Annotated in this window: 29 protein-coding genes, 1 tRNA gene and 1 pseudogene; 16 read left to right on the top strand and 15 right to left on the bottom strand. The window is 66.1% G+C overall.

The window, feature by feature from the left end; genetic code table 11:
- The 3 genes from VN419_RS12070 to VN419_RS12060 form a co-directional block, all read left to right on the top strand.
- Positions 1-738: lipid-A-disaccharide synthase (locus VN419_RS12070; RefSeq protein WP_414652930.1), on the top strand; the 738-nt coding region annotated here is incomplete at its 5' end.
- The gene (locus VN419_RS12065; protein WP_325647475.1) at positions 738-1,046 is read left to right on the top strand and encodes a hypothetical protein; all 309 of its coding nucleotides are present in this window, start codon (positions 738-740) and stop codon (positions 1,044-1,046) included. The genes VN419_RS12070 and VN419_RS12065, both read left to right, overlap by 1 nt.
- An 80-nt stretch (positions 1,047-1,126) precedes the next feature.
- Positions 1,127-1,525, top strand: a complete 399-nt coding sequence (locus VN419_RS12060) for a YccF domain-containing protein (protein WP_325647474.1) — start codon at positions 1,127-1,129, stop codon at positions 1,523-1,525.
- A 71-nt stretch (positions 1,526-1,596) separates the two neighbouring features.
- On the opposite strand, the gene VN419_RS12055 is transcribed toward VN419_RS12060, so the two are convergent.
- The 3 genes from VN419_RS12055 to VN419_RS12045 all read right to left on the bottom strand — a co-directional run bounded on the left by VN419_RS12055 (position 1,597) and on the right by VN419_RS12045 (position 3,090).
- Positions 1,597-1,830: a cold shock domain-containing protein gene (locus tag VN419_RS12055; protein ID WP_325647473.1), complete on the bottom strand. Its 234-nt coding sequence runs from the start codon at positions 1,828-1,830 to the stop codon at positions 1,597-1,599.
- 245 nt (positions 1,831-2,075) lie between these two features.
- Positions 2,076-2,294, bottom strand: a complete 219-nt coding sequence (infA, locus tag VN419_RS12050) for a translation initiation factor IF-1 (protein ID WP_089272379.1) — start codon at positions 2,292-2,294, stop codon at positions 2,076-2,078.
- Between the two features lie 79 nt (positions 2,295-2,373).
- Positions 2,374-3,090 carry a phosphoribosylanthranilate isomerase gene (locus VN419_RS12045; RefSeq protein ID WP_325647472.1) on the bottom strand — a complete coding sequence of 239 codons (717 nt, stop codon included), beginning with the start codon at positions 3,088-3,090 and terminating at the stop codon, positions 2,374-2,376.
- A gap of 76 nt (positions 3,091-3,166) precedes the next feature.
- Here VN419_RS12045 and VN419_RS12040 point away from each other — a divergent pair, with 76 nt between their 5' ends.
- Positions 3,167-4,390, top strand: a complete 1,224-nt coding sequence (locus VN419_RS12040) for a GAF and HD-GYP domain-containing protein (protein WP_325647471.1) — start codon at positions 3,167-3,169, stop codon at positions 4,388-4,390.
- Positions 4,391-4,429: 39 nt separating this feature from the next.
- On the opposite strand, the gene VN419_RS12035 is transcribed toward VN419_RS12040, so the two are convergent.
- The 3 genes from VN419_RS12035 to VN419_RS12025 form a co-directional block, all read right to left on the bottom strand.
- Positions 4,430-5,359 (bottom strand): ThiF family adenylyltransferase, encoded by a 930-nt coding sequence (locus tag VN419_RS12035; protein ID WP_325647470.1) that lies wholly within the window; start codon positions 5,357-5,359, stop codon positions 4,430-4,432.
- A gap of 2 nt (positions 5,360-5,361) precedes the next feature.
- Complete coding sequence (locus VN419_RS12030) at positions 5,362-5,589, bottom strand: MoaD/ThiS family protein (protein WP_325647469.1); 228 nt, start codon at positions 5,587-5,589, stop codon at positions 5,362-5,364.
- A 121-nt stretch (positions 5,590-5,710) separates the two neighbouring features.
- A complete protein-coding gene (locus VN419_RS12025; RefSeq protein WP_325647468.1) occupies positions 5,711-7,261 on the bottom strand; it encodes an L-lactate permease in 1,551 nt (516 codons plus the stop codon).
- Positions 7,262-7,729: 468 nt separating this feature from the next.
- On the opposite strand from VN419_RS12025, the gene VN419_RS12020 reads away from it, so the two are divergent.
- On the top strand, positions 7,730-8,161 hold the full coding sequence (locus tag VN419_RS12020; RefSeq protein ID WP_325647467.1) for a hypothetical protein: 432 nt from the start codon (positions 7,730-7,732) through the stop codon (positions 8,159-8,161).
- Between the two features lie 6 nt (positions 8,162-8,167).
- On the opposite strand, the gene VN419_RS12015 is transcribed toward VN419_RS12020, so the two are convergent.
- Genes VN419_RS12015 through VN419_RS12005 form a run of 3 tightly spaced genes read right to left on the bottom strand, consistent with a single transcriptional unit; the run spans position 8,168 to position 9,800 of the window.
- A complete protein-coding gene (locus VN419_RS12015; RefSeq protein ID WP_325647466.1) occupies positions 8,168-8,902 on the bottom strand; it encodes a polysaccharide deacetylase family protein in 735 nt (244 codons plus the stop codon).
- Complete coding sequence (locus VN419_RS12010; protein WP_325647465.1) at positions 8,899-9,492, bottom strand: flavodoxin family protein; 594 nt, start codon at positions 9,490-9,492, stop codon at positions 8,899-8,901. The genes VN419_RS12015 and VN419_RS12010 overlap by 4 nt, the downstream gene beginning before the upstream one ends.
- The gene (locus VN419_RS12005) at positions 9,489-9,800 is read right to left on the bottom strand and encodes an MTH1187 family thiamine-binding protein (RefSeq protein ID WP_325647464.1); all 312 of its coding nucleotides are present in this window, start codon (positions 9,798-9,800) and stop codon (positions 9,489-9,491) included. Before VN419_RS12005 ends, VN419_RS12010 begins: the two co-directional genes overlap by 4 nt.
- Positions 9,801-10,170: 370 nt before the next feature.
- On the opposite strand from VN419_RS12005, the gene VN419_RS12000 reads away from it, so the two are divergent.
- From VN419_RS12000 to VN419_RS11985, 4 genes are all read left to right on the top strand, one after another.
- Positions 10,171-11,148: a hydrogenase small subunit gene (locus VN419_RS12000; protein ID WP_325647463.1), complete on the top strand. Its 978-nt coding sequence runs from the start codon at positions 10,171-10,173 to the stop codon at positions 11,146-11,148.
- Positions 11,149-11,221: 73 nt separating this feature from the next.
- The gene (locus VN419_RS11995; RefSeq protein ID WP_325647462.1) at positions 11,222-12,922 is read left to right on the top strand and encodes a nickel-dependent hydrogenase large subunit; all 1,701 of its coding nucleotides are present in this window, start codon (positions 11,222-11,224) and stop codon (positions 12,920-12,922) included.
- 91 nt (positions 12,923-13,013) lie between these two features.
- Positions 13,014-13,553 (top strand): HyaD/HybD family hydrogenase maturation endopeptidase, encoded by a 540-nt coding sequence (locus VN419_RS11990; RefSeq protein ID WP_325647461.1) that lies wholly within the window; start codon positions 13,014-13,016, stop codon positions 13,551-13,553.
- A gap of 4 nt (positions 13,554-13,557) precedes the next feature.
- Complete coding sequence (locus VN419_RS11985; RefSeq protein ID WP_325647460.1) at positions 13,558-13,821, top strand: HypC/HybG/HupF family hydrogenase formation chaperone; 264 nt, start codon at positions 13,558-13,560, stop codon at positions 13,819-13,821.
- Between the two features lie 116 nt (positions 13,822-13,937).
- Here VN419_RS11985 and VN419_RS11980 read toward each other — a convergent pair whose 3' ends face one another.
- Both VN419_RS11980 and VN419_RS11975 read right to left on the bottom strand, forming a co-directional pair.
- Positions 13,938-14,456 carry a hypothetical protein gene (locus VN419_RS11980; RefSeq protein ID WP_325647459.1) on the bottom strand — a complete coding sequence of 173 codons (519 nt, stop codon included), beginning with the start codon at positions 14,454-14,456 and terminating at the stop codon, positions 13,938-13,940.
- Positions 14,453-15,622 (bottom strand): 4Fe-4S dicluster domain-containing protein, encoded by a 1,170-nt coding sequence (locus VN419_RS11975; RefSeq protein WP_325647458.1) that lies wholly within the window; start codon positions 15,620-15,622, stop codon positions 14,453-14,455. Before VN419_RS11975 ends, VN419_RS11980 begins: the two co-directional genes overlap by 4 nt.
- A gap of 297 nt (positions 15,623-15,919) precedes the next feature.
- On the opposite strand from VN419_RS11975, the gene VN419_RS11970 reads away from it, so the two are divergent.
- The 6 genes from VN419_RS11970 to VN419_RS11945 all read left to right on the top strand — a co-directional run bounded on the left by VN419_RS11970 (position 15,920) and on the right by VN419_RS11945 (position 21,026).
- Positions 15,920-17,200, top strand: a complete 1,281-nt coding sequence (locus VN419_RS11970) for a citrate synthase (RefSeq protein ID WP_325647457.1) — start codon at positions 15,920-15,922, stop codon at positions 17,198-17,200.
- A gap of 129 nt (positions 17,201-17,329) precedes the next feature.
- Positions 17,330-17,416: transfer RNA gene (locus VN419_RS11965), tRNA-Leu, on the top strand.
- Between the two features lie 169 nt (positions 17,417-17,585).
- A complete protein-coding gene (locus tag VN419_RS11960; RefSeq protein ID WP_325647456.1) occupies positions 17,586-17,843 on the top strand; it encodes a hypothetical protein in 258 nt (85 codons plus the stop codon).
- 292 nt (positions 17,844-18,135) lie between these two features.
- Complete coding sequence (locus VN419_RS11955) at positions 18,136-19,113, top strand: hemolysin family protein (RefSeq protein ID WP_325647455.1); 978 nt, start codon at positions 18,136-18,138, stop codon at positions 19,111-19,113.
- Positions 18,999-19,454: a transporter associated domain-containing protein gene (locus VN419_RS11950; RefSeq protein WP_325647476.1), complete on the top strand. Its 456-nt coding sequence runs from the start codon at positions 18,999-19,001 to the stop codon at positions 19,452-19,454. Before VN419_RS11955 ends, VN419_RS11950 begins: the two co-directional genes overlap by 115 nt.
- A gap of 66 nt (positions 19,455-19,520) precedes the next feature.
- Positions 19,521-21,026 carry a transporter substrate-binding domain-containing protein gene (locus tag VN419_RS11945; RefSeq protein ID WP_325647454.1) on the top strand — a complete coding sequence of 502 codons (1,506 nt, stop codon included), beginning with the start codon at positions 19,521-19,523 and terminating at the stop codon, positions 21,024-21,026.
- Here VN419_RS11945 and VN419_RS11940 read toward each other — a convergent pair.
- A complete protein-coding gene (locus VN419_RS11940) occupies positions 21,023-21,313 on the bottom strand; it encodes an acylphosphatase (RefSeq protein WP_325647453.1) in 291 nt (96 codons plus the stop codon). The two genes, VN419_RS11945 and VN419_RS11940, sit on opposite strands and share 4 nt — an antisense overlap.
- Positions 21,314-21,439: 126 nt before the next feature.
- On the opposite strand from VN419_RS11940, the gene VN419_RS11935 reads away from it, so the two are divergent.
- Entirely contained in the window at positions 21,440-21,970 is a 531-nt protein-coding gene (locus VN419_RS11935) for a DUF2059 domain-containing protein (RefSeq protein WP_325647452.1), read from the top strand.
- A gap of 92 nt (positions 21,971-22,062) precedes the next feature.
- On the opposite strand, the gene VN419_RS11930 is transcribed toward VN419_RS11935, so the two are convergent.
- The 3 genes and pseudogenes from VN419_RS11930 to VN419_RS11920 form a co-directional block, all read right to left on the bottom strand.
- On the bottom strand, positions 22,063-22,455 hold the full coding sequence (locus tag VN419_RS11930; protein WP_325647451.1) for a zinc ribbon domain-containing protein: 393 nt from the start codon (positions 22,453-22,455) through the stop codon (positions 22,063-22,065).
- 18 nt (positions 22,456-22,473) lie between these two features.
- Complete coding sequence (locus tag VN419_RS11925) at positions 22,474-23,268, bottom strand: M48 family metallopeptidase (protein WP_325647450.1); 795 nt, start codon at positions 23,266-23,268, stop codon at positions 22,474-22,476.
- 122 nt (positions 23,269-23,390) lie between these two features.
- Positions 23,391-24,389: pseudogene (locus VN419_RS11920) on the bottom strand (DNA repair protein RecN); the annotation flags it as partial.

Genomic DNA, 24,389 nt, shown 5'->3' with positions numbered 1-24,389 from the left:
CGCCGGGTGCTGTGCATCCTGCCGTTCGAAAAAGATTTCTACGCCGCGCGCAACATGGACGTGGACTACGTGGGCCACCCGCTCATGGACCAGATGCCGCTCTCCGAGCTGGACGCCATGCGCCCGGACCCGGACCTGCTGGGCTTACTTCCCGGCAGCCGCCGCAAGGAGATCACCGCGCTCCTGCCGGAGTTCGCCAGTGCGGCCATGTTGCTGAAGGTGCGCCTTCCTGGGCTCAAACTCGGCCTGGCGCGCGCGCCCGGGGTGGATGAAAGCTTCCTGCGCCAGTTTTTGCCGCCGGAGCTGCCCGTGACCATCTACCCGCCGGAGGACCGCTACCGGCTGATGCGCATGAGCCGCGCCCTGCTCGCCGCCAGCGGCACCGTCACCCTGGAGGCCGCGCTCATCGGCACGCCCACGGTGGTGGCCTACAAGCTCTCGGCGCTCAGCTTCGCCATCGGCAAGGCCGTGGTGCAGGTGAAGTGGGCCAGCCTGCCGAACCTCATCATGGGCCGCGAAATCTTCCCGGAACTGTTGCAGGACAAGGCGCGCGGCGATCTTTTGGCCGGGGCCCTGCGCCCCTGGCTGGCCGAGGACATAGCCCTGGCCGCGGCGCGGGCGGATTTGGCCGGCCTGCGGGCCAAGGTGGGCGGCCCTGGCGCGGCGCACCGGGCAGCGGCCATCATTCTGGAAGACCTGCGCAGCCTCGCACAGCCGCAGAACCATGTGGAGCAGTGATGGAAGCCGTCCGCGTCTACGCCGACATCCACGGGCTCTCGCCCGAGGCCTTCGAGGAGATCCGCCCTTCCCTGCCCTTTGACCAGGTGGTGTACACGAACCGCGTGCTCGCCGTGGACTTCGAGGGGCACTACATCGACGTGGAGCCCTTTCTGGACGACGTTGCCCGGCTGCTGGACGAGGACGGCTGGGGCAAGCTCGACTACATCGACCAGATCGACTACGCGCTGACGCGCTACGTCATCACCAAGGGCGAATGGAAGGCCAAGGACGTGCTGGTGGACAATGTGCTGGAAGGCATGAAGTAGCAGCCGCGAAGCATTCCGCGCCCTTCAGACGCGGCATTCTCCCAACGCCCCGGCACCCGCAACAACAGGAGGGGCAGCGCATGCGCCTCATCGGCAACATCATCTGGTTCATTTTCGGCGGGCTCGTCATGGGCCTGGGCTGGTTTCTCACCGGGCTCATCATGTTCGTGTCGATCATCGGCATACCCTGGGGCCGGGCCTGCTTTATGCTGGGCGGGTTCTGCCTGTGGCCCTTCGGGCGCGAGGTGGTGAGCCGCCGCGCGGTGACGGGGCGCGACGACATCGGCACCGGGCCGCTGGGCTTCCTCGGCAACGTGGCCTGGTTCCTGGTGGCGGGCTTCTGGCTGGCGCTGGGGCACCTGTTCTCGGCCCTGCTCTGCTTCATCACCATCATCGGCATTCCCTTCAGCTTCCAGCATCTGAAGCTGGTCGGGGCGACGCTTGCGCCCATTGGGAAAACGGTGGTGGAGGTGCCCTGACCCTCGAGCATCAGACCACAAAAAAAGGGGCCTCGCGGCCCCTTCGTCATTCTAATCTCCGGCGCAAAGCCCTACGGCCTCCGCGCCCCCGGCTTCTCCGTCCGCACCTCCACATTCACCGCGCGCAGAGCGTCGCCGCCCTCGGCCAGGTCGAACAGCACCTGCTCGCCCGGCGCAAGCGTCTGGAAGCCGTCGCGCTGGATCTCCGCGTAGTGCACGAACACGTCGCGCCCGTCCTCGTCGGTGAGGAAGCCGAAGCCCTTGCGTTCGTCGAAATAGTTCACCACGCCCGTGCGCCGCTGCATGAAAGCCTCCCCGCCGGACGCGCCAAAGCCGCCCGGTCGCGCCGAGCATAGCCCAGGCGCCGGGCATACCGCAAGGACGCAGCGCGTTCGGCACGTGCGCGCTGCAGGGCGGCGGTGCGTGTTCAGCACGTGCGCGGCGCTCGTGAACGCGCGGCCCACATGCCGTGCGGCCTGGACGAATGCCCCGCAGAAACACAAAAAGCCCGCCAGAGGCGGGCTCGTCATGCGTCAGGTGTGCGGGGGGATTAGCGCAAGCGGAAGGTGATGCGGCCGCGGGTCAGGTCGTAGGGGGAAAGCTCCACCTTGACCTTGTCGCCAGGAAGGATGCGGATGTAGTGCTTGCGCATCTTGCCGGAAATGTGGCCCAGAATGCTGTGCCCGTTCTGCAGCTCGACGCGGAACATGGCGTTGGGAAGGGCTTCCTGAATGACGCCCTCAACCTCAATGGCTTCTTCTTTGGACATGCAGTCTCCTCAAATTGCGTCTGGCGTGGCGGGAAATCCCAAAATATTTCACGCCAGAACTCTCGAAAGGTGCAGCTTTCTACGCCGAATCGCAATCTTTGGCAAGCCCTGGCGGGTTCCCCGCCGCGAAAGCCGCCCGCGCCCGCGCCACGAAGCGCCGCACCAGCTCCTCATTCTTGCGGCCAAGCGTATCCTCCAGGCCGGTATGGGCGTCTACACCGGCAGGGTGGACCGCGGCTATGGCCTGGGCCACGTTCTCCGGGTTCAGCCCCCCGGCCAGGATGAGCGGCCTGGGCAGGGCGCGTGCCAGGCGTTCGCTCACGGCCCAGTCGTGCGCTTTTCCCGTGGCCCCGGTGGCGCCGCTGGCGGGGTCGAAGGTGTCGGTCAGATAGGCGTCCACAAAGGGCGCATGCTCGCGCGCGCTGGCCAGGATGGCCTGCTCCGGCGCGGCGCCGATGACCAGGCTCTTGATGATGAAGAGCTCCGGCGCGGCCTGGCGCAGGGCGCGCACCTGGGCCAGGGGCATGGCCCCGTGCAGCTGCAGCCCGTCCACGCCCAAAAATCGGCACAGGGCAAGGGTCTCGGCCGCATCTTCCAAATAGGTGATGAGCACGCTCTGCGCCCGGCCTTTGAGGGCGGCCGCTATGGCGCGGGCTTCCTCGTCGGTCACGTCCGGCCTGTGCACGGCCAGACGCAGGGGCAGGCCCACGTGGGTCGCGCCGCAGGCGGCCAGCATGAGCGCTTCCTCCACGTTGGCGGCCCCAGCGGCCTGCACCATGTTTTGCATTTTTGACATAATGGCCCCTGGATTTCAGAAAGCATACGCTGTAAGGCTATGTCACGGCACGACCAGCAACCCCCCGGAGTCAAACGTGGAGTGCACAGACCGACAGCCTTTCGACATCGTCCGCGACATCCTCAAGGTCATTGAGGAGCTGAACACCCTGAAGGATGTGGATTCCATCCTGGACAAGGTGCTGGATGAGGCGCGCGGAATGACCCATTCCGACGCCGGGTCCATCTTCCTCATCGAGGGCGACCACCTGCGCTTCAGCTATGTGCACAACGACACCCTGTTCAAGGGGCCCGACGCCAGCAAGCACCTGTACACCGACCTCACCGTGCCCATCAACGAAAAGTCCATCGTGGGCTACGCGGCCATGACCGGCGAGACCCTGAACATCCCCGACGCCTATGAGCTCTCCGGGGCCGAGCCGTACTCGTTCAACAAAAAGTTCGACGAGGACACCGGTTATCGCACGCGGTCCATGCTCACCATCCCCCTCAGAACCTTCCAGAGCAAGATCGTGGGGGTGATGCAGCTCATCAACGCCAGCGACTGCAACGGCCAGGTGCACCCCTTCACGGACTACGACATACAGTACGCGCCGCTGTTCGCCAACTCCGCCTCGGTGACCATCGAGCGCGGCATAATGACCCGCGAGATAATGCTGCGCATGATGAAGATGGCCGAGATGCGCGACCCCAAGGAGACCGGGGCGCACGTGCAGCGCGTGGGCGCATACACGGCGGAGGTGTACCAGCAGTGGGCGCGCAACAAGGGCATCGACGAATTCACCATCAAGCGCAAGAAGGACACCCTGCGCCTGGCCGCCATGCTGCACGACGTGGGCAAGGTCGGCATCTCCGACGTGATTCTGAAGAAGCCCGGACGCTTCGAGCCGCACGAGGCGGCCATCATGAAGTGGCATTCCGTGTACGGGGCGGCGCTGTTCGCCAACACCACCTCGGACCTGGACCGGCTGTGCAAGGAGGTGGCCCTGGGCCACCATGAGCGCTGGGACGGCAAGGGCTATCCCGGCCGCCTGCCGGACGACCTTTCCCAGGCGCGGGAATTGTGCACCGAGGAAATAGCGGGCGAGGACATCCCCATCGCCGCGCGCATAACCGCCCTGGCCGACGTGTACGACGCACTCATCTCGCATAGGGTGTACAAGGACGCCTGGCCCGAGGAGCAGGTGGTGGCGGAAATCGTGAAGGGACGCGGCACCCAGTTCGACCCGGACGTGGTGGACGCCTTCATGCAGATCCAGGACGTCGTCCGGGCCATCCGCCGCAAGTACCAGGAGAACTAGCCCGCCCGGCCCGTTCCAGGTCTTTTTACCGAACCGGCGCTACAGCGCCACGGTCTCGAAGCTCATCTGCGCAAGGTCGAAGACGAGCATCTTTCCCGCCAGCCGGGGCTCGCGCCCGCACAGGATGTTCACGGCCTCCCCGGCCATGATCGACGCCGCCGTGGCCACGGCCGGGGCCGGGGTGCCCTGGCTGTCCTCCGCCCCCGCGCCCGCGCCGAAGAAATCCGACGGGCATTTCTGTCCCGGCAGCACCAGGGCCACCAGACCGCTCTGCCCGGCCACCGCGGCGGTCAACAGCGGAATCCCCGCCTGCGCCGCCTGGCGCGCCAGGGCCGCTCGGTCCTTCAAGCCGCCCAGGGCGTCCAGGCACAGCTGCGCGCCGGAAATAAAGCGCCCCATGTCCGCTTCATCCAAAAACTTCGCCACGGGCTCGAAATCAACCGCCGGGTTCACCTGCTTCAGCCGCGCCGCCGCGGCCGCGGCCTTGTAGCCGCCCAGGCTGCGCCGCGTGGCGTACAGCTGGCGGTTCAGGTTGCTGGCCACGAACTCGTCGCCATCGGCCGCGCGGATGTGCCCCACGCCAGCGCGGGCCAAAAGCTCCAGCACGTAGCCGCCCAGGCCGCCCAGGCCCACCAGGGCCGCGCGGGAGGACAGGAGGCTCAGTTGCTCGCCCAGGCTGTAAGTGTCGTGATTGCGCAGGTAGCGCTCCGGCAGGACGCCCAGCTTGAGGGCCGCGCGCTCCACCAAGGCCACGTTCTGGCCGCGCGGGCGTCCCGGGATGGTGCTGCGGCTGCGGCCCAGGGTGCGCGCCAAGTCCTGAACGAAATAGAACGACAGCACGGACAGTTCGCGGCCATCGGCCAGGCGCGTGGGCAGGGCCAGCTCGCGGATGCGCTTTTCCAGCTGCGGCAGGGCCTGCTCCTGTGCGGCCTTCTGCGCGGTTTGCCGCTGTGCGGGTTTGGCGGACATGGCTAGCCGCCTCCCACGGCGGGGAACAGCCCGAGTCGGTCCCCATCGGCCAGGGGCGCGGAAAGCTCGGCATGCGTGCCGTTGACGAACACCAGCTTCAGTTCCTCCACCGGGATGCCCAGCCGGGCCACCACGCTGGCCACGGTTTCTCCCGGCGTCACGGGGTAGGCCTCGGCGTCCGGAGGGCTGAAGCGCGACAGGCTGGCAAAGCATTTCAGGGTGATGTTCATGGACCGGCTGTAATATGGATGAAGCCGGCCGGTCAATATCGACGCAGCCCGCCCCAAAAACGCGGGGCCGAAGACGCGTTCCGCGCCCCCGGCCCCGCAGAGGGAAGGTGTGGAAACAGGCCTAGTAGGCCCAGTACATGGTCATGGCCGCGCACACGGCGGTGATGAGCATGGACACCACAAAGGCCGGGCGGATGGCCGTGGAGGCCTCGCGGATCTTGTCGATGCTGGAGGCCGCGTTCTGCAGCTTGGCCGGAGAGATGACGCTGGCCAGACCGCCGCCGATGGCGCTGCCCGCGGCCACCACCACGCCCGAAGCGCCGATCTTCTCGGCGGTTGAAAGGTGCAGCTTGGTCAGCATGGCGATGGACGAGGACTCCGACCCGGAGATGAAGCCGCCCAGCATGCCCAGGAACGGGGCCATGGCCGCGTAGAACTTGCCGAACACCCCGGCCGAGGCGTCGGCCATGACGTAGATCATGTTGTGGGTGGGCACGGCCAGCTTCCAGTCGAGGCCCTTGCCGGAATGGTTCATGACGTAGGCGATGGCGAAGAACACCGAGGCGCTCATGATGGGCCGCATGGCGCGCTTGGCCGAGGTCTTGAGGCCGCGCCGCACCTGCTCGCCCGTGGCGCGCATGATGGGCAGGGCCAGGAAGGTGCACACCACCACCCAGAAGTAGGCCTGCCAGAGAACGCGCAGCTTTTCCGGGCTGCCGGGAATGATCTCCAGCGGCATGGCCAGGTCGACGAAGGTCAGCTTGAAGAAGGGCAGGAACGGGGCGTTCAGGATCAGGGAGAAGATGGTCAGGAGAATCCAGGGCGACAGGGCGCGCGGCAGGGAGAGGCGCGCCTCGGCCGCCAGGTCCTTCTCGTTCAGCAGGGCGCGGTCTTGCAGGGTTTTGCCGGTAACCTTCACGTAGCCCACCAGCACCAGGATGACCGCGAGGCCGGCGGCGATGCCGGTGATGGTCACCAGACCCGCATGGGCCATGAGGATGGCCACCACGCCGGCGGTGACGCCAGCCAGAAGCGCGGGCACCAGGCCCTTCTTGACCATGGCCGTGCCGCCGGTGAGCTGCAGCATGCCAAGCGCGATGCAGGTGCTGATGACCGGCATGTAGTAGGCGAAATACAGGCCGACCTCCTGCACGGGCTTGCCCACGAACTGGGCGAAGACCACGGCCGGGATGCCGAGCAGCGCGTAGGTGCACAGGGCGTCGTAGCCGATGGCGGGCAGCAGGATGGCCGCGAAGGTCGAGTAGCCCAGCGCGATCATGATCGGGGGCAGGATGGACACCGTGACCGCGCCGAGGCTGGTCAAAAGGATGCCGAAGCCCACGTTGATGATCATGATCTGCACGGTCTGCTGCCCGGGCGCGATGGTCTTCATGAGGGCCACCACGCGGGCCACGGCCCCGGTCTCCTGCATGAGGGTGATCTGCATGATGCTGGCGGCCATGACCAGCGCGATGGGCAGCGAGGCCACAAGACCCGCCACCGAGGCGGTCAGCACCACCTCAAGGGGAGTCTGGAAATACAGCCAGGCCACCAGGGCCGCCACGCCCCAGCCGATGTAGCCCGCGGTGTCGGCCGCGACGCGGTAGACCAGCAGCAGGAAGAAGATGGCGATGACCGGGAAAAACGCCAGCAGAACCGAAACCATATCCATTGTGTGTACTCTCCCCCTCGAAAAATGATGCGCGGGCGTTCCCGCTCCTGATCGTCCTCCGGCCCCCCACGGGCCGCCGCTCTCCCCCCTCACCTGCAAGTGAGTGCCCGCATCCGGGCGCTATTTCATTCACGGGCGCGGGCTTTGTCGGCCTCGCGCCGGTGGGCGCGCCCCAGGGAGGCGCTTGAAATGGGCTCGGAATGCGGTTTGGGAGCGGTGAGCGGACGACGAAGACACGCCCGTTCAACGGCTTTGTCAGTGTGCCTTATGCGTTTGCCGGGCACAATGCAAGCATTTGCGAGCAAATGCCCGCACCTGCGTTGCAATCCGCGCCCCCCTGTGCGAGGGTGCCCCATGCCCGCCAGACGCCCAGCAGTTACAATACGTACAGCCGCCACCGGCCTGGGTCTTTTTTTCAGCCTCTGTCTGGCCGCCTTGCTCTCTGGCTGTTCCGGCCCGGTGGACACGGTGCGCGAGGCGCGTCTGAGCCTGGACGAGAGCGTCACCGTGGAGCAAGCCCTGGCGCGCTACCCCTACTTCAAGAACATCGCGTGGAGCACCTACGAGGACAAGGACGGCAAGCGCATGGTCGAGGCCGTGTGCGACCTGGACGTGGCCGCCACCTGCCGCGAGGTGAACCAGCCGGGGCTCAAGCTGGCCCGGCGCGACGTTGCCCGCGATTTCTTCGTGGCGCGCTTCGTGGTGGACGGCCTGCCCGCCAAGGTGCGTGCGCTGGAGGCCCAGCACGTGACCCAGTGCTCCAGCGGGGGCAAGCTTGTCATGGCCGACCCCAAGTACCTGCGCGCCATCTACAACCGCGAGCAGGTGCGCATCTTCTGCCTGGAGGGGCTCAACTGCCCCGGCCAGGACGCCAGCCCGCAGGCCGTACAGGGCCAGTAGCCCGCGCTACTGCTTCGTCTTGCCCGCGCCCCCCGCGCCCGGCTCCGCCGCGCGCTGGCTCAACTCCTCCGTCCATTGTCCCAGGGTGACGAAACGGCAGCCATCCGCCGCCAGCTTGTCCAGCACGTCGCCCATGGCGTTCACCGTAGTCTGGTGGATGTCGTGGAACAGGAACACGCCCTCGGCCTTCTCCCCCTTGCCGGGCAGCACCCGCGCCTCCAGCTCTGAAAGCTTGCGGTACTTCCAGTCCTGGCTGTCCACGCTCCACAGGGCCAGCACCATGTGCTCCTGCTCGGCCAGGCGCACCGTATCCGCGTCATAGAGGCCATAGGGCGGGCGGAAAAAGCGCGGGGTTATGCCCAGGCCGCGCAGCACCTGCTCGGTGCGCTCGATCTCGTCGCGCTGGCGCTCCGGGGAAAGGTGGCGGAAGTCCGGGTGGTCGTAAGAATGGTTGGCGATCTCGTGCCCCTCGGCCGCCATGCGCAGCAGGGTCTGCCGGTGCCGCACGGCGTTGCCGCCAAGCACGAAGAACGTGGCCCGCACGTGGTGCGCCTTCAATATGTCCAGCAGAGCGTCGGTGTATTTTCCGGGTCCGTCGTCAAAGGTGATGGCGCAGGCGTTGTCGCGCGCCTCCATGCGGCGGATGCCCGGCGCGTCGAGGATGTCCTGGCCGTGGCCCGGCGCCGGGAGGCACAGGCACAAGAGCAGCGCCAGACAGATGAGGCTTCCCGGACGCCTCACGCCTGGCCGCCCTTTCCGGCCAACTCCACACCCAGGGCGCGCGCCTCTTCCAGCACCTCGGCCCGGCGCTCGGCGTCGCCCAGGTGGTAGATCTTGCAGGCGCGCAGCAGCCTGCTCTCGTTGAAGCCCAGCCAATTGTAGAAGTAGGCGTAGCGCGGGAAGATGTCCGTAAACAGGTCCTCACGCGGGTGGCCCTGGGCGATGACCATGCACAAGGTCTTGCCGGGCGCCAGCCGCGAGCGGTGCGCCTTGTTCAGGGCGTAGTCTGGGGTGAAATAGCCGTAGCAACGGTCGATGAAGGCCTTGAGCTGGGCCGTGACCTCGCCGAAGTACACCGGCGTGGCCAGCACCAGGGCGTCGCAGCCGCGCACGGCCTCCAGCACCGGTGTCAGGCCGTCCTTCAGCACGCAGGCCTCAGCCTTGGTCTTGCACAGCAGGCAGCCCTGGCAGCCTCGGTATTTCAGGGCGTTCAGGGCAAAGGTCGTCACCTCCGCGCCCTGCCCGGCCGCGGCCTCGCACAGGGTCTGGGCCATTAAAGCGCTGTTGCCCTTGGGGCGCGGGCTGCCCAGCAGGCACACGATGCGCCTCATGCCCCGCCCTCCCCGGCCAGAACGCGTTCCACCGAGGCGGTCTTGCCCGTCAGCCCGGCGCTGCGCCCTTTTCGCCAGTCGGCCTTGACCGTGAGGTACACGCGTTCGCTGTCCGCGGCCACGGCCTTGAAGCAGGCGTCCACCACGGCCATGACCTCGTCCCACTCGCCTTCGATGCAGGTGCCCATGGGCGTAAGCTGGTGCGGCAGGCCGCTCTGGCGGATGACGCCCACCGCGCGCGCCACGTGGGCCGCCACGCTCTGGCCCTTGTCCATGGGGAACAGCGAAAGCTCTACGATGACACTCATTTGACCTCCAGCACTGCCACGGCTCTCTACCACGAATTGACACAAACGCGTGACTGTCCGGGAATATGACCCAGGGGCTCCCCACCGTCAACGCCTGGAAGCTCGTGGAAATTAATGCAGCAATTCAGGCAATTGCCCGTTTTGCCGCTGCAGAAAGCGCATCGTACTCTCCAGTTTTTTTTGTGCAGACCCTTGCCATTGTTGCCGTATCCATGTATGGGACACAAAGCTAACTCACTGATTTGGTTGTACATTTTTTTAAGTTTCGTATGACATACGTGTCACGGCGGAAACAATCGTGCCACGCATGCCAAAGACCAATGGTTAAGAGGCGTATCCGTCACGTTTTACCATAATCTGGAGGTGTTGTATGAAGGTTTCCGTAGGACATGGCTTGAGCGGCGCCGAAAAACGCCTTGAAGAGCGCGGCATTTCCCGTCGCGACTTCATGAAATTCTGCGGCACCATCGCTGCGGCCATGGGCATGGGTCCGGCATTCGCTCCCAAAATCGCCGCCGCGCTCACTGCGGACAATCGCCCGTCCGTCATCTGGCTGCACAACGCGGAATGCACCGGCTGCTCCGAATCCATCCTGCGTACGGCCGCCCCGTACATCGATGCCCTGATCCTGGACGTCATTTCTCTGGAATACCAGGAGACCATCATGGCCGCCGCCGGCGAAATGGCCGAAAAGGCCCTGCACGACGCCATGAAGAAGCCCTACCTCTGCGTGGTTGAGGGCGGCATCCCGATGAAGGACGGCGGCATTTACGGCATGGTCGGCGGACACACCATGCTCGACATCTGCAAAAAGGTCGTGCCCGGCGCCCTGGCCACCATCGCCTACGGCACCTGCGCCACCTACGGCGGCGTGCAGGCGGCCAAGCCGAACCCGACCGACACCAAGGGTGTTGATGAAGTGTTCCCCAAGGCCACCATCATCAACGTGCCCGGCTGCCCGCCCAACCCGGCCAACCTGGTCGGCACCGTCATCGCCGCCATCGACACCGTGGTGAACAAGAAGCCCCTGCCCAAGCTGGACGACCTGAAGCGCCCCCTGGTGTTCTTCGGCGAGACCGTGCACGACAAGTGCGAGCGCCTGCCCTTCTTCGAGAAGGACCAGTTCGCCACCTCCTTCAACTCGCCCGAGGCCAAGAAGGGCTGGTGCCTGTACAAGCTCGGCTGCAAAGGCCCCTACACCTACAACAACTGCCCCACCAAGAAGTTCAACCCCCTCGACAAGGGCGTGGGCGTGAACTGGCCCGTGCAGGCCGGTCACCCGTGCATCGGCTGCTCCGAGCCCAAGTTCTGGGATACCATGAGCCCCTTCTACGAAGAGCAGAAGTAGGCGGACCGGAACATAATTTCCGGTTGTGGCAAGGCAGTACACGCGACTTTAACTCCCCATAGGAGGACAGAATATGTCTGGTTCCAAACCTCAGGCCATCCCGGTCACGCCTAAGAGCAACTTCTCCGGCCCGGTCATCGTCGACCCGGTCACCCGTATTGAAGGCCACCTGCGCATCGACGCCACCGTTGAAAACGGCAAGATCGTCGATGTGCGCAGCAGCTCGCAGCTGTTCCGCGGCCTTGAAATCATCCTGAAGGGCCGCGACCCCCGCGACGCCCAGCACTTCACCCAGCGTTCCTGCGGCGTCTGCACCTACGTGCACGCGCTGGCCAGCACCCGCGCGGTCGACAACGCCGTGAAGGTGAAGATCCCGAAGAACGCCACCATCATGCGCAACCTGGTCATGGGCTCCCAGTTCCTGCATGACCACATCGTGCACTTCTATCATCTGCACGCCCTCGACTGGGTCAACGTCGCCAACGCGCTGAAGGCCGACCCGGCCAAGACCGCCGCGCTGTCCAACAGCCTTTCCGCCGGCCGCAAAGAAACCGCCGCGCAGTTCAAAGCCGTGCAGGACAAGGTCGGCGCCCTGGTGGCTTCCGGCAAGCTCGGCATCTTCACCAACGCCTACTTCCTGGGCGAGAAGAAGAACGAGGCCTACTACCTGCCCGCCGAGGCCGACCTGATGGCCACCAAGCACTACCTTGACGCCCTGCACATGCAGGTCAAGGCCGCCCGCGCCATGGCCATCTTCGGCGCCAAGAACCCGCACACGCAGTTCACCGTCGTCGGCGGCGTCACCAACTACGACGCCCTGAAGCCCGAGCGCGTGGCCGAGTTCAAGGCCCTGACCGATGAAGTCATCGCCTTCATCAAGGACTTCTACATTCCGGACCTGTTGGCCGTTGCCGGCTTCTACAAAGACTGGAGCAAGATTGGCGGCACCACCAACTTCTTCAGCTGCGGCGAGTTCCCCACCGACGAATACGACCTGAATTCCCGCTTCCTGCCCCAGGGCGTCATCATGAAGCGCGACCTGACCAAGGTCGGCAACTTCGACCCCAAGGCCATCAAAGAGCACGTGGCCCACAGCTGGTACGTTGGCGACAAGGCCCTGCACCCCTACGAGGGCGTGACCGAGCCCAAGTACACCAACCTGAAGGACAAGGACCGCTACTCCTGGATGAAGGCTCCGCGCTACAACGACGAAGCCATGGAGACCGGCCCCCTGGCCACCGTGCTCGTCGCCTTCGCCCGCGGCCACAAGCCCACGGTCGACGCGGTGAACTTCGTGCTCAAGACCCTGAACGTGGGCCCCGACGCCCTGTTCTCCACCCTGGGCCGCACCGCCGCCCGCGGCATCGAGACTCTGGTCATCGCCAACCAGATGCAGACCTGGCTTGACGCCCTGGTCGGCAACGTGAAGGCCGGCGACTCCGAGCTGTACACCCCCTGGAAGATGCCCCAGGAAGCGGAAGGCGTCGGCTTCGTGCAGGCCCCCCGCGGCATGCTGAGCCACTGGATCAAGATCAAGAAGGGCAAGATCGAGAACTTCCAGCTCGTGGTGCCCTCCACCTGGAGCCTGGGCCCCCGCTGCGCCAATGGCAAGCTCGGCCCCGTGGAAGAGGCCCTCATGGGCACCCCGATCTTCGACCCGGCCCGTCCGGTCGAGATCCTGCGCACGGTCCACAGCTTCGACCCCTGCATCGCCTGCGGCGTGCACGTGCTCGACGCCAAGACCGGCAAGACCGCCAGCTTCAAGGTGTTGTAAACCGCATTAGCATCCTGTAGAGGACGGGAATCCGGTTCGCCGGGTTCCCGTCCTTTTTCACAAAGCCCGTCCGAACACAGAAAGGGGCCGCATGACCACCGAGAAAAAACGCATCCTCGTCCTTGGCGTGGGCAACATCCTCTTCACCGACGAAGGCATCGGCGTGCGCGCGGCCGAGGAACTGGAACGGCTCTACGAATTTTCCGACAATGTCACCGTCATGGACGGCGGCACCCTCGGCACCCGGCTCATGGACCCCATCATGAACTGCGACATGCTCATCGTGGTGGACGCCGTGCTGGGCGACGGGCCTGCGGGCAGCGTGTACCGCCTGACCGGCGAGGACCTGCGCAAGAGCCTGGCCTTCAAGGACTCCATGCACCAGACCGACCTGGTGGACACGCTCATCATGTGCGAGATCGTTGGCAACCGGCCCGAGGCCGTCATCATCGGCATGGAGCCCGAGGACTACCACACCATGGGCCTGGAGCTCTCTCCCATCAGCAAGGAGCGGCAGGAGCCTTTGCTCGGCTTCGTGCTGGAGGAAATCGTCAAGGCGGGCGGTTCCTACGAGAAGCGCGCCGTGCCCGGCCCCGCAAGCAACACCTTAAGCCACGCCAGCCAGGAGTAACGCCATGTGCCTTGCCGTTCCCGCAGAAGTCATCAGCATCGTCGACCAGGTGGCCACCTGCCGCGTGGGCGAGGGCGACACCACCGTCACCGCGTCCCTCATGGTGCTGGATGAAGAGATCAAGGTGGGCGACTACCTCATCATCCACGCGGGCTTCGCCATCCGCAAGCTGGACCCGCTGGAGGCCCAGCAGACCTTGCAAATCCTGCGCGACGTCATGGCCGCGGCCGAGGAAGCGGGCATCAAGCAGGACAACATCGTCATTTAGGCGCGGGCGAAAGCCGGGCGCAAGCCCCAAAGCACGCGAAAAAGGCCCTGCGGACACGTTTCCGCAGGGCCTTTTCCGTTGGCCGGACCAAAAGAAAAAGTCGTCCGCCCGCAGCGTTACGACACGGGCGCGCCGCGCCGGGGCAATCCGGCCGGGGCGTTCGCTCCCGCAGGCTGCCGCCAGTATGAGGCCTTGAACATGAGCCGCGCCAGGGCCACAAGACCGAGCGCGAAGGCCAGTCCCAGATGCGCCCAGTCCACCAGCATGGTGGGCTGCGGCGAGAAGGACACGCTGGGCAGGTTCTTGAGCACCCGCACCGCGCCCGTGGCCATAAGCAGCAGCACGAGGCCTGTGCGCGTCCAGCCGAAGGCGGACAGACGGTGCTCACGCCGCCATTCGAGCAGCCAGCGCGTGGCCAGATAACCGCCCAGGACCAGCAGACCCGCCGCGCCCAGGTAGTGCAGCTTGTGCGTCAGCCAGAAGTCGCCCAGCCAGGCCAGGCCGGGCACGGCCACGATGCGGTAGCGGCTGGCGATGGGCATCTGCATGGTGCCGCTGACGGCCAGCAGCGCCACAAAGGCCATGTAGGCCCAAGACACGCGGCGGGAAACCGGACTGTTGCGGGGCGCGCTCATTTGGCGCCCCCCTTGCCCTGGCCGGGCTTGGGGCTTTTGGCCTCGCCGGAATCGTCGCCCAGGCTGAGCTCGAAGTCCTGCCGGGGCGGCTTGGGCGGTGCAAGGGTCTCGATGTCCGCGTGGCCGCCCTTCGCGTCCATGGAAGCCGGTTTGGCCGAGGGCTTGGCCTCCGGCTCAGGCTTCTGCGCGCCGCCTGTTCCGCCGCCCGCCAGGCGCGAGCCCAGGCGCAGGGCCCCGGCGATGACGCCCGCCACCGGCGCGAAAAGCGCGGCGTAGGCCAGCTTGGTTTCATCGGCCATCATGTCGCGCACCGGGGAAAGATGCGGCTTGCCGGGGCCTGTGGTGGCGGCGGCGTCCAGGGTGCCGAAGGGCACGGGCGAAACATAGAGCGAGTTGGTGCCGCCGTTCTCCGTCTCGCCGTAGATGAAGCCGCCCGTGTTGCGCGCCAGCGCGTGGGCCTTGGCCACCATCTCGGAGCGCGGGCCGAAGTCCTGCACGCCGTAGGGACAGCCCTCCACGCAGGCGGGCTTGCGGCCCTCGGCCACGCGGTCGGCGCAGCGGTCGCATTTGAACATCACGCCGTTGCCAGCGTACTTCGGCATCAGCTTCAGGTACAGGCCCACGCCGGTCTGGCGCATGGGAATCTCCCACGGGCACACGGTCTTGCACTTGGCCCCGCCCAGGCAGATCTTGTCGTCGATGCGCACGATGCCGTTGTCCTCGCGCGCGGCCGCGCCCCAGGGGCACAGGTTGGCGCAGGGCGGGTTCTGGCAGTGCATGCAGCGGCGGGGAATGTGGATTTCGAAGCGCTGGCCCTGGTACTGGCCGCGCGCGGTCTGGATGTACAGCCAGTTGTAGGGCGTCAGCCGGTCCGTCACCTGGCGCTTGCCGCTCCAGTCCTCCACCTTCACCGAATCCGGGTACATGGCGGGAAAGGGTTTGACCGGCTCCGGGAACTTGTGGCCGTTGGCCTCGCGGCAGGCCTCCACGCAGGCTCCGCAGCCCACGCACTTGGAAAGGTCGTGCAGCGACACCAGCTCCTCGTCCGGGCGGCCCTTGGCCGCTGCGGCCGCGCCGGGCAGCAAAAGGCCCAGGCCAACGGCCCCAAGCGAGGACAGGAAATGTCTGCGGGAGATGTCCACTTTGCGGGACGGATCGTCACTCACCGGGGATGCTCCAGTTGGCGTTGATTCTGTGCGGCGAGGGGGACTATAAGCCTTTTGCTTCGGGAAGCAAGCCGCAGACCGGACGCCTGACGGCGGGCGGTTCCCCCTCGCTCCGAATAACATTAATGTCAAGGCTTCGTTGACGTTGCTGGACAACCGCAGCGATTCCTAGTAGGCAGCCCATTGGATTGCGGGGCCTTGCGCCGACGCGTGCAGAAGAATATTCGGCACCACAATGCCGCAGCAGACGTTGCGCAGCCGCCGGCATACGAACAACAGCACATTACGGAAGAGCACATGACGAAGACCGCACAATTGATCATCGATGGCAAGACTTTCGAACTGCCCATCATCGAGGGCACTCTGGGCGACCGCGGCCTGGACATCACCAAGCTGCGCTCGCAAACAGGCTGCATCACCTACGATCCCGGCTACATGAACACCGGCCCCTGCAAAAGCGCCATCACCTTTGTGGACGGTGAGAACGGCATTCTCCGCTACCGGGGCTACCCCATCGACCAGATAGCGGCGCGCGGCAGCTTCACCGAGGCCGCCTGGCTGCTCATTTTCGGCGAACTGCCCACCCGCGACCAGCTCTCGCGCTTCTCCGCCGGTCTCTGCGCGGAGGAACTGCTGCACGAGGACGTGAAGCACCATTTCGAGGGTTTTCCTCCGGGTGGGCACCCCATGGCCATGCTCTCGGCCATCGTAAACTCTCTGGGCTGCTATCACCCCGACCTGCTGGAAATCGAAAGCAAGGGCGAGTTCTACCTCGCGGCCTCGAAGATCATCAGCAAGGTGCGCACCATCGCCGCCTTCAGCTACCGCAAGAGCATGGGCCTGCCGTTCATGTACCCGAACCCGGCCCTTTCCTACTGCCGCAACTTCCTGCACATGATGTTCTCCATCCCGCACAAGCACTATGACCCGAGCCCGGAGGCCGTGCGGGCCCTTTCGCTCTTCCTCACCCTGCACGCGGACCATGAACAGAACTGCTCCACCTCCACGGTGCGCATGGTGGGTTCCAGCCAGGCCAACCTGTTCGCCTCGGTCTCTGCCGGCATCTGCGCCCTGTGGGGACGGCTGCACGGCGGGGCCAACGCGGGCGTGGTGGAGATGCTGGAGCAGATCCGCGACGGCAAGCGCACCCCGAAAGAGGTGCTGGAGCTGGCCAAGGCCAAGAAATTCCGGCTCATGGGCTTCGGCCACCGCATCTACAAGAGCTACGACCCGCGCGCGGTGATTTTGAAGCAGGCCGCCCACGACCTGCTGCTCAAACTGGGCAAGCTCGACGAGCTCATGGACATCTCCATGGAGCTGGAGACCCTGGCCCTGGCCGACCCGTACTTCGTGGAGCGCAAGCTGTACCCCAACGTGGACTTCTACTCCGGCATCATCCTGCGCGCGCTGAACATTCCGGTGCAGATGTTCCCGGTGATGTTCGCCATCGGCCGCATGCCCGGCTGGATCGCCCACTGGTACGAGGAGCACCAGCAGTCCGGCAGCAAGATCCACCGCCCCCGGCAGATCTTCACCGGTCAGGTGCTGCGCGACTACGTGCCCATCGACGAGCGGTAGCGGGCGCGCACAAAACCGGGGACGTTTGCAAAAAAATCGCGCAACGCGAAAAAAACGCTTGCCAACATCCCCGGATGCGGCTAAATGCTTCCTTCGCAACGACGGAACGGCGCAAGCCGACCGGCCAATGCCGAAGTGGTGGAATTGGTAGACACGCTAGGTTCAGGGTCTAGTGGTCGCAAGGCCATGGGAGTTCGAGTCTCCCCTTCGGCACCAAACGAAATGGGGCTCCGATCGAAAGATCGGGGCCCTTCTTCTTTTGCGTCCGCCTCAAAGTTCTGACTTATGCGGAGGCGGAGAATCAAATCAACTTGACGAATTCTGGCGAGCATGAGAATCGGCTAGCTATGTGAGTGATAATCCACCCTTACCCCTGGAGTAAACGATGAGAACCCTCCTTGGTCTATTGGTGTCCTTGCTCATTTGCACCAGTGCCTTTGCTGCCGATGAGGCAGCCGACAAAGCGAACAGGGCGAAATTCGAAAAGGAATGCGCTGCCCTTATTTCCGCTGGCGGCCCGTGCGCCGATGTGGCGACCGGCGGCGGCGGCAGGAGAGGATGCGTGGCCAAACCGGAAAACCTGGAGAAAGCCTCTCCTGCCTGCAAGGCAGTGATTGAGGAATGGAAGGCCCTGAAGAAGTAGCAAGCCCACTGCTTGTGCCGGCGCATTCTCTTCGGCGCGCTGGCCAAGGACCGTCCTGTCGGTTCAAGGCATTTCGGCTAACGAACGACGCTTGCGGCAAGAAACTCTTCCCTGCATCATGAGGTCAAAGGGCTCCGGTTGAAAAGCCGGGGCCCTTCTTCTTTTGCGGCAAGCCCCCTGTCCCGTCCCGCCTAGCCATTGCCTTTCCCGCGCCACGCCCTTACCCTGCGCCTGTAATCCAAGCGCCAAGCCTGCAACCGGGCAGCGCGCAGCAACAACAAACGAGCGCCGCATGCCCGCAAACGTGTTTTGGGAAGTTCTCGCCGTCTTCCTGTTGATACTGCTGAACGGGTTTTTCTCCCTGTCGGAGATGGCCCTTGTGGCGGCAAAAAAGGTGCGCCTTCGCGCCGCCGCGAAACAGGGTGACCAAAAGGCCGCCCTGGCCCTGAAGCTGCTTGAGGAGCCGGACCGGCTCTTCTCCACCGTGCAGATAGGCATCACGCTCATAGGCATCCTGACCGGCGCCCTTGGCGGAGCCGCACTGGCGGAGCATCTCGCCGCCTGGCTGGCCTCGTTCGCTCCCTTGCGCCCCTACGCCCAGTCCCTGAGCTTCGGGGCCGTCATTCTGGCCACGACGTACCTGACCCTGGTGTTCGGCGAACTCATCCCCAAGAAGATGGCCTTCAGCAATCCGGAGCGCTTCGCCTGCGCGGCTGCGCCGCTTATGCTGCTTTTGCGCAAGGCGGTGCACCCGGCAGTGGCCCTTTTGAGCGCGTCCTCCCGGGCGGTCTCGCGCCTGTTCGGCCTCTCGCAGCACGGCCAGGCCATCACCGAGGAAGACATCAAGGGATTCATCAACGAAGGCGTGCGGGCCGGGGTGGTGCTGCGCTCGGAACAGGGCATGCTGGAGCGCGTGTTCCGCCTGGGCGACCGCCGCGTGTCCAGCCTGATGACCCACCGCTCCAAGGTGGACTGGATCGACAGCGCCGCAAGCGACGACGAGATCATGGCCAGACTGGTCCAAAGCCCGTTCTCGCGCTTCCCGGTGTGCGAGGGCGAGCTGAACGCGGTGCTTGGGGTGGTGAAGGTGCGCGACTCGCACGCGCCCAGAACCCCCGTGCGGCCCTGCGCGACCATCTGCACGCCCCGGTGTTCATCCAGGACACTGCCCGCGCCCTGGCCCTTCTGGAGGCCTTCCAGCGGCGCAGCAGAATGCACTTCGCCATGGTGGTGGACGAGTACGGCGACATCATGGGCATCGCCACCCTGAAGGACATCCTGGAAGCCATAGTGGGCGACCTGCCCGATCCGCAGGGCGATGCGGAGCCGCAGGCGGTGCAGCGGGCCGACGGCTCCTGGCTGCTTGACGGCCTGCTGCCCCTGGACGAGGCCTGCCACCTGGCGGGCATTTGCCGGGAGCACGGCGGCGAGGACGGCTTCACCACCCTGGCGGGCTTCCTGCTGCACCACCTGGGCGCGATGCCGAAAATGGGCGATGTCGTCCGCTGGGAGGGCTACCGCTTCGAGATCGTGGACATGGACGGGCGGCGCATCGACCGCGTGCTTGTGGCGCGTCTGGACGAGCCGGATCAAGTCGGCGCCAAGGGGTAGGCCCACGCCAAAAGTGGTGCGCGCTTGGGAACTTGGCTTTCCTCGGCAATTTGATATGCCAGACCCATGAACATGCACGAATCGAATGTTCTGCGGCGGTTCGCCCTGCTGTTGTTCGCCCTGTGCGCGGGCCTCGCCCTGTGCTCCACGGCCGTGGCCGGGCAGACGCGCAAGGCGGCGCCCAAACCCGTGCCCCAGGCTGTGGAGCTCTTGAGTTCCTCCACAGCCGACCTGCCCGCCATGCGCCAGCGCGGCCAGGTGCGCGTGCTGGTGACCCCCAACCGCACCAACTTCACCATGGCCCAGGACGGCAGCTTCCGGGGCCTGGAGCACGGCCTGGCCCTGCAACTGGAACGCAGCCTGAACAAGGGCCTCAAAAAGGGCGAGGGCAAGGTGCGCGTGGTCTTTGTGCCCGTGCTGCGCGACGAACTTCTGCCCGCCCTGCTGGAGGGACGCGGCGACGTGGCAGCGGCCGGGCTGACCATCACCCCGGAGCGCGAAGCCAAGGTGGCCTTCAGCCTCCCGTATTTCGAGAACGTGCGCGAGGTGCTGGTGAGCCGCGCCGGCGCCCCGCCCGTGCGCAGCCTGGACGATCTGGCCGGACGGACCATCCACATGGTGGCCAGCGGCAGCTATGCCGAACATTTGGAGCCCCTGCGCCAAAGCTTCGCCCAGCGCGGCCTGCCCGCCCTGCCCCTCATCCAGGCCGACCACGCGCTGGAGACGGAGAATCTGCTTGAGATGCTCTCCGCCGGACTTCTGGAAAACGTCGCGGCCGACGAGCACATCGCCCGGCTGTGGGCCCAGGTGCTGCCGGGGCTCGCCATCCAGCCCCAGGCTATGGCCCAGGGCGGGCGCATCGCCTGGGCCGTGCGCAAGGACAACCCGCACCTGCTGGCGGCCGTGAACAAGGCCCTGGCGGGCAACGCGAAAAATCAGGCCGCGCTCATCAACGCCAACTTTCCCGGCACGCGCAAGGACGCGCAAAAACGCCTGGCCAATCCTTTCCTTGCGCCCAAAACCGCCAGCCTCGTGCCGGACTTCCAGCAGCGCAGCGAGGAATACGGCTTCGACTGGCTGCACATGATGGCCCAGGGCTTCCAGGAATCCGGCCTGGACAACAGCGCGCGCAGCCGCACCGGGGCCGTGGGCGTCATGCAGGTGCTGCCCGCCACAGGGGCCTCGCTGGGCTTCAGGGACATCCGCCCCGCGTCGGCGAACATCCACGCGGGCGTACGCTACATGAGCAAGATGCGCGACGAGGAAACCAGCGGCGACGGCCTGGACCCGGAACAGCGCTTCTACTTCGCCCTGGCCTCGTACAACGCCGGGCCCGCGCGGGTGCGCAAACTGCGCGAGCAGGCCCGCAGCGAAGGGCTCGACCCGGACGTGTGGTTCGGCAGCGTGGAACGCGTGGCCCTGCGCCAGGGCTGCCAGGGCGCGGTGGTCTACGTGCGCAACATCCGCGCCTACTACATCGCCTACAGCTTAAGCTGGGACATCCACCTGCGCAGGGTCAAGGCCAGCCAGGACGAATCCGCGTCCAACCCGGCCCAGGCGGCGCAGCCCTAACGCCGCACCTGAAAGCCGTCAAAGGCTTCCGGCAGGTCGGAGATTTCCGCCTCCACGCGCGCCACACGGCTTGAGGGCGGCCCTTCGTGCAGCAACTGGCGGAAGCGCTCCAGCAGATCCGCGCCGCGCCCGGAGTCGTCCGGGCCTTGCGCCAGCCCCGCCACGGAGCCGTCGGGCAGGTTGCGCACCCAGCCGCGCAGGCCAAGGCCCTGGGCCGTCAGCTGGGTCCAACCCCGAAACCATACGTGCTGCACCAGGCCAGTGACGCGAAACGTGAGGGTGCGCATGGGTTTCTCCTTGTTCAGGCCCATACACCGGGCGCAACCTTCGGGCAACGGTGATTGCGCTCGGCCGGGCTGACTGCTACCGCTCATGCAACGCGCCTTCGCGCCACCCCAACCGCCGGAGCAGCCATGTCCGCACCCCGCTTCGCAATTTCCCTTGTCCTGAGCCTGTGCCTGGCCCTTGTCGCCCTCTGCCCGGCCCGGGCCGATGAGCTGACCCCGCAGAAACAGGCCGACATCCAGCGGCTGCTCGACGTCTCCGGCGGGGCGGCCCTTGGCAAGCAGCTGCCAGCGGTCATCACCCGGCAGGTGGTGCTGAGCCTTAAGCAGAAGCGGCCGGACATTCCCGCGCAGTCGCTGGCCGTGGTGGAGCGGGAGGTGATGGCGGTGATGAAGCAGAAGCTGGAGGGGCCCGGCGGCATGCTGGACAGGCTGGTGCCGCTGTACGCCAAGACCTTCACCCAGCAGGAGATCAAGGACATGCTGGCCTTCTACGAATCGCCCACGGGCAGAAAGGCCGCGGCGGCGCTGCCCGGCCTGCTGCGCGAAGGTCAGAAGATCGGCGAGGAGCTGGCCAAGGAGATCGGGCCGGAGCTCAAGCGCAGGCTGACCGAGGCGCTTTCCAAGGAAGGCGTGGTGCTGGACCGGCTGCCGGATTAAAAATCAAAGAAACAACAAACCGCCGCGCTGGCCTGAGGGCTGGCGCGGCGGTTTTGTTTTGCGCAACGGCTCCCGGCAAGAAGAAAAGTCCTCTAAATCCCCCGGGCCCAAGCCAGTCCGGCGGCGATGACCAGACCGCCCGCCAGGTAGCGCCAGTCCTGCATGTAGAGCATCACGCCCGCACTGGCGATGAGCAGCGCCGCGTAGGTCCAGATCTCCGCGGCCGAGCGCACCAGCTTCACCGCATGCTCGTCCAACCCGCGTTCTTCCGGGGCGAGGCTCTCCCATGCGCCGCCGTCCAGGCTGTCCGCATTCAGGCCATTCTGCCCAATGCCGCTGCGGCCCAGGGCGTCCAGGTCCAGCGGCGCGGCTGGCGTGCCCTGCGGCTGCGGCGCAACCCAGCGCGACTGCAGCTTGCGCCCGCAGCTCATGCAGGCGTGGGCGTCGTCCGGGTTCTTGGCCCCGCAGCCCGTGCAGACGATCATGCGCCCCGCCGCCGCACGCTAGCGCAGCTCCGCCTGCTGGAAGTACTTGGCGCGCACCGCGCCCATCTTGCTCTGTATGGCCGCAATGCGGTCCGTGGTGGCGGGGTGGGTGGAGAGGAAGCCCGGAACGTTCTGGCCCTTGCTCTTGGCGTAGGCATCCATCTTGCGCCACAGGGAAAGCGCGCCCGAGGGCTCGTACCCGGCCTTGGCCGCCAGGATCATGCCCACCTCGTCGGCCTCGGACTCCTGCGCGCGGCTGTGCGGCAGGGCCACGCCCACCTGGGAGCCGATGCCGTACACCTGACCGAAAACCTGGCTTGCGGCGGGGCTTACCGTGGTGCCCAGGGCAAGGGACGCGGCCGATCCGCCCAGCTGGGTCATCAGGGCCACGCTCATGCGCTCGCCGCCGTGGCGCAGCAGGGCGTGGGCCACCTCGTGACCCATGACTGCCGCCAGTTCGTCGTTTGAGGTGGTGAGGTTCAGGATGCCTGTGTAGAAAAAGACTTTGCCGCCCGGCAGACAGAAGGCGTTCACCGTGTCTTTCTCGATGACGTGGAACTCCCACTTGTAGTCCGGCTTGTTGGCGGCGGCGGCGATGCGGTAGCCCACGCGCTTCACGCGCTCCACCTGCAACTGGTCCGTGCTCTCCTTTTCCTTCTTGAGCACTTCCTGGGCGCTTTGCAGGCCAAGGGCCATTTCCTGGCCTTCGCTGACGAGCAGAAGCTGGCTTCTGTTGGTGTAGGCTGCGTGGGCGCAGGCCATGAGCAGCAATGCGGCAAGGGCGACGAACACCCAGGCGAGTCGGCGGATCATGCGTATTCTCCTTGCCGGGGCTGGTCACATCCCGGCCGGGATACTCTACCCCGGCGCGGCGGAGGACTCAAGGGGGGCTCAATAGGCAGTCGAGGCGGCTTCGGCGAGGGTGACAGGCGGGCTTACGCGGCAGGAAGCGGGTCGCCGCCGTTCATGCGCGCCAGTTCCGCCGCGATGGCCGGGGCGTCGAGGCGCGCGCAGCCGGTGAAGGTCAGGCCGTCCACAACCTCCTTGCGCACCTGGAAATGGCGGCCCGCAAGCCGGGCCAGCTGCGGCCAGTGGGTGATGAGGATCATCTGCCGCTGCCCTGCCAGGGCCAGCAGGCGTTCGCCCACGCGGGTCAGGGTGTTGCCGCCAATGCCGGCGTCCACTTCGTCGAAGATGAGCGTGGGCTTGGCGCTTTCGGCCTGCAAGCCGGCCAGGGCCAGCAGAAAGCGCGAAAGCTCGCCGCCGGAGGCGATCTTGTCCAGCGGACGCGGCGGCTGGCCGGGGTTGGGCACCCAGAAAAGCCGCCCGCGCAGTTCCGTAAGCTCACAATCCGGTCCAGAGTAGACCGGCGCGGGCTCGAAGGCGAACTCCACGCGCGCGTGTTCGGAGAAGCCCAGGCCCGCCAGCTCCTGCCCCAGGCGGGCGCACAGCCGGTCCGAGGCATCGCGCCGGGCGGCGTTCAGGCGTTCCAGCACGCCGCCCAGCACCTTGGCGGCTTCGGCCTCCTCGCGCTCCAGGCGCTTGGCGTCCAGGGCGCAGGAATCCAGGAACGAGAGGTTCTCCTCCACCTGGCGGCCCAGGTCGACGATCTCGTCCAGGCCCTTGTTCAGCTTGCGTTTGAGCTTGGCCAGCTCGAAGAGCCGGGCCTCGATGGCCTCGATGTCGTCCTCTCCTTCATCCAGGCTCAGGCGGCGGATGCGCGTCTCCAGGGCGGAAAGCTGGTGGCGGTAGTCCTCGGCCGCGTCCTTGTCCGCGTTGAAGGACTCGTCAAAGGGCGTGAGCTGCGCAAGGGCGCGGGCCAGCTCGCCCACCAGGGCGGAGAGCGGCGCCTCGCCCAGGAGGGCGGAAAGGGCCCGGCCGCGCGCCTCGTCCAGGCGTTCGCGATCCTTCAGGCCCGCCTTGCGCGCCAGGAG

Source organism: Humidesulfovibrio sp., assembly GCF_035560995.1.
Lineage (GTDB): Bacteria > Desulfobacterota > Desulfovibrionia > Desulfovibrionales > Desulfovibrionaceae > Humidesulfovibrio.
The sequence above is the reverse complement of the archived record's forward strand: the minus strand, read 5'-3'. Positions and strand labels throughout refer to the sequence as shown.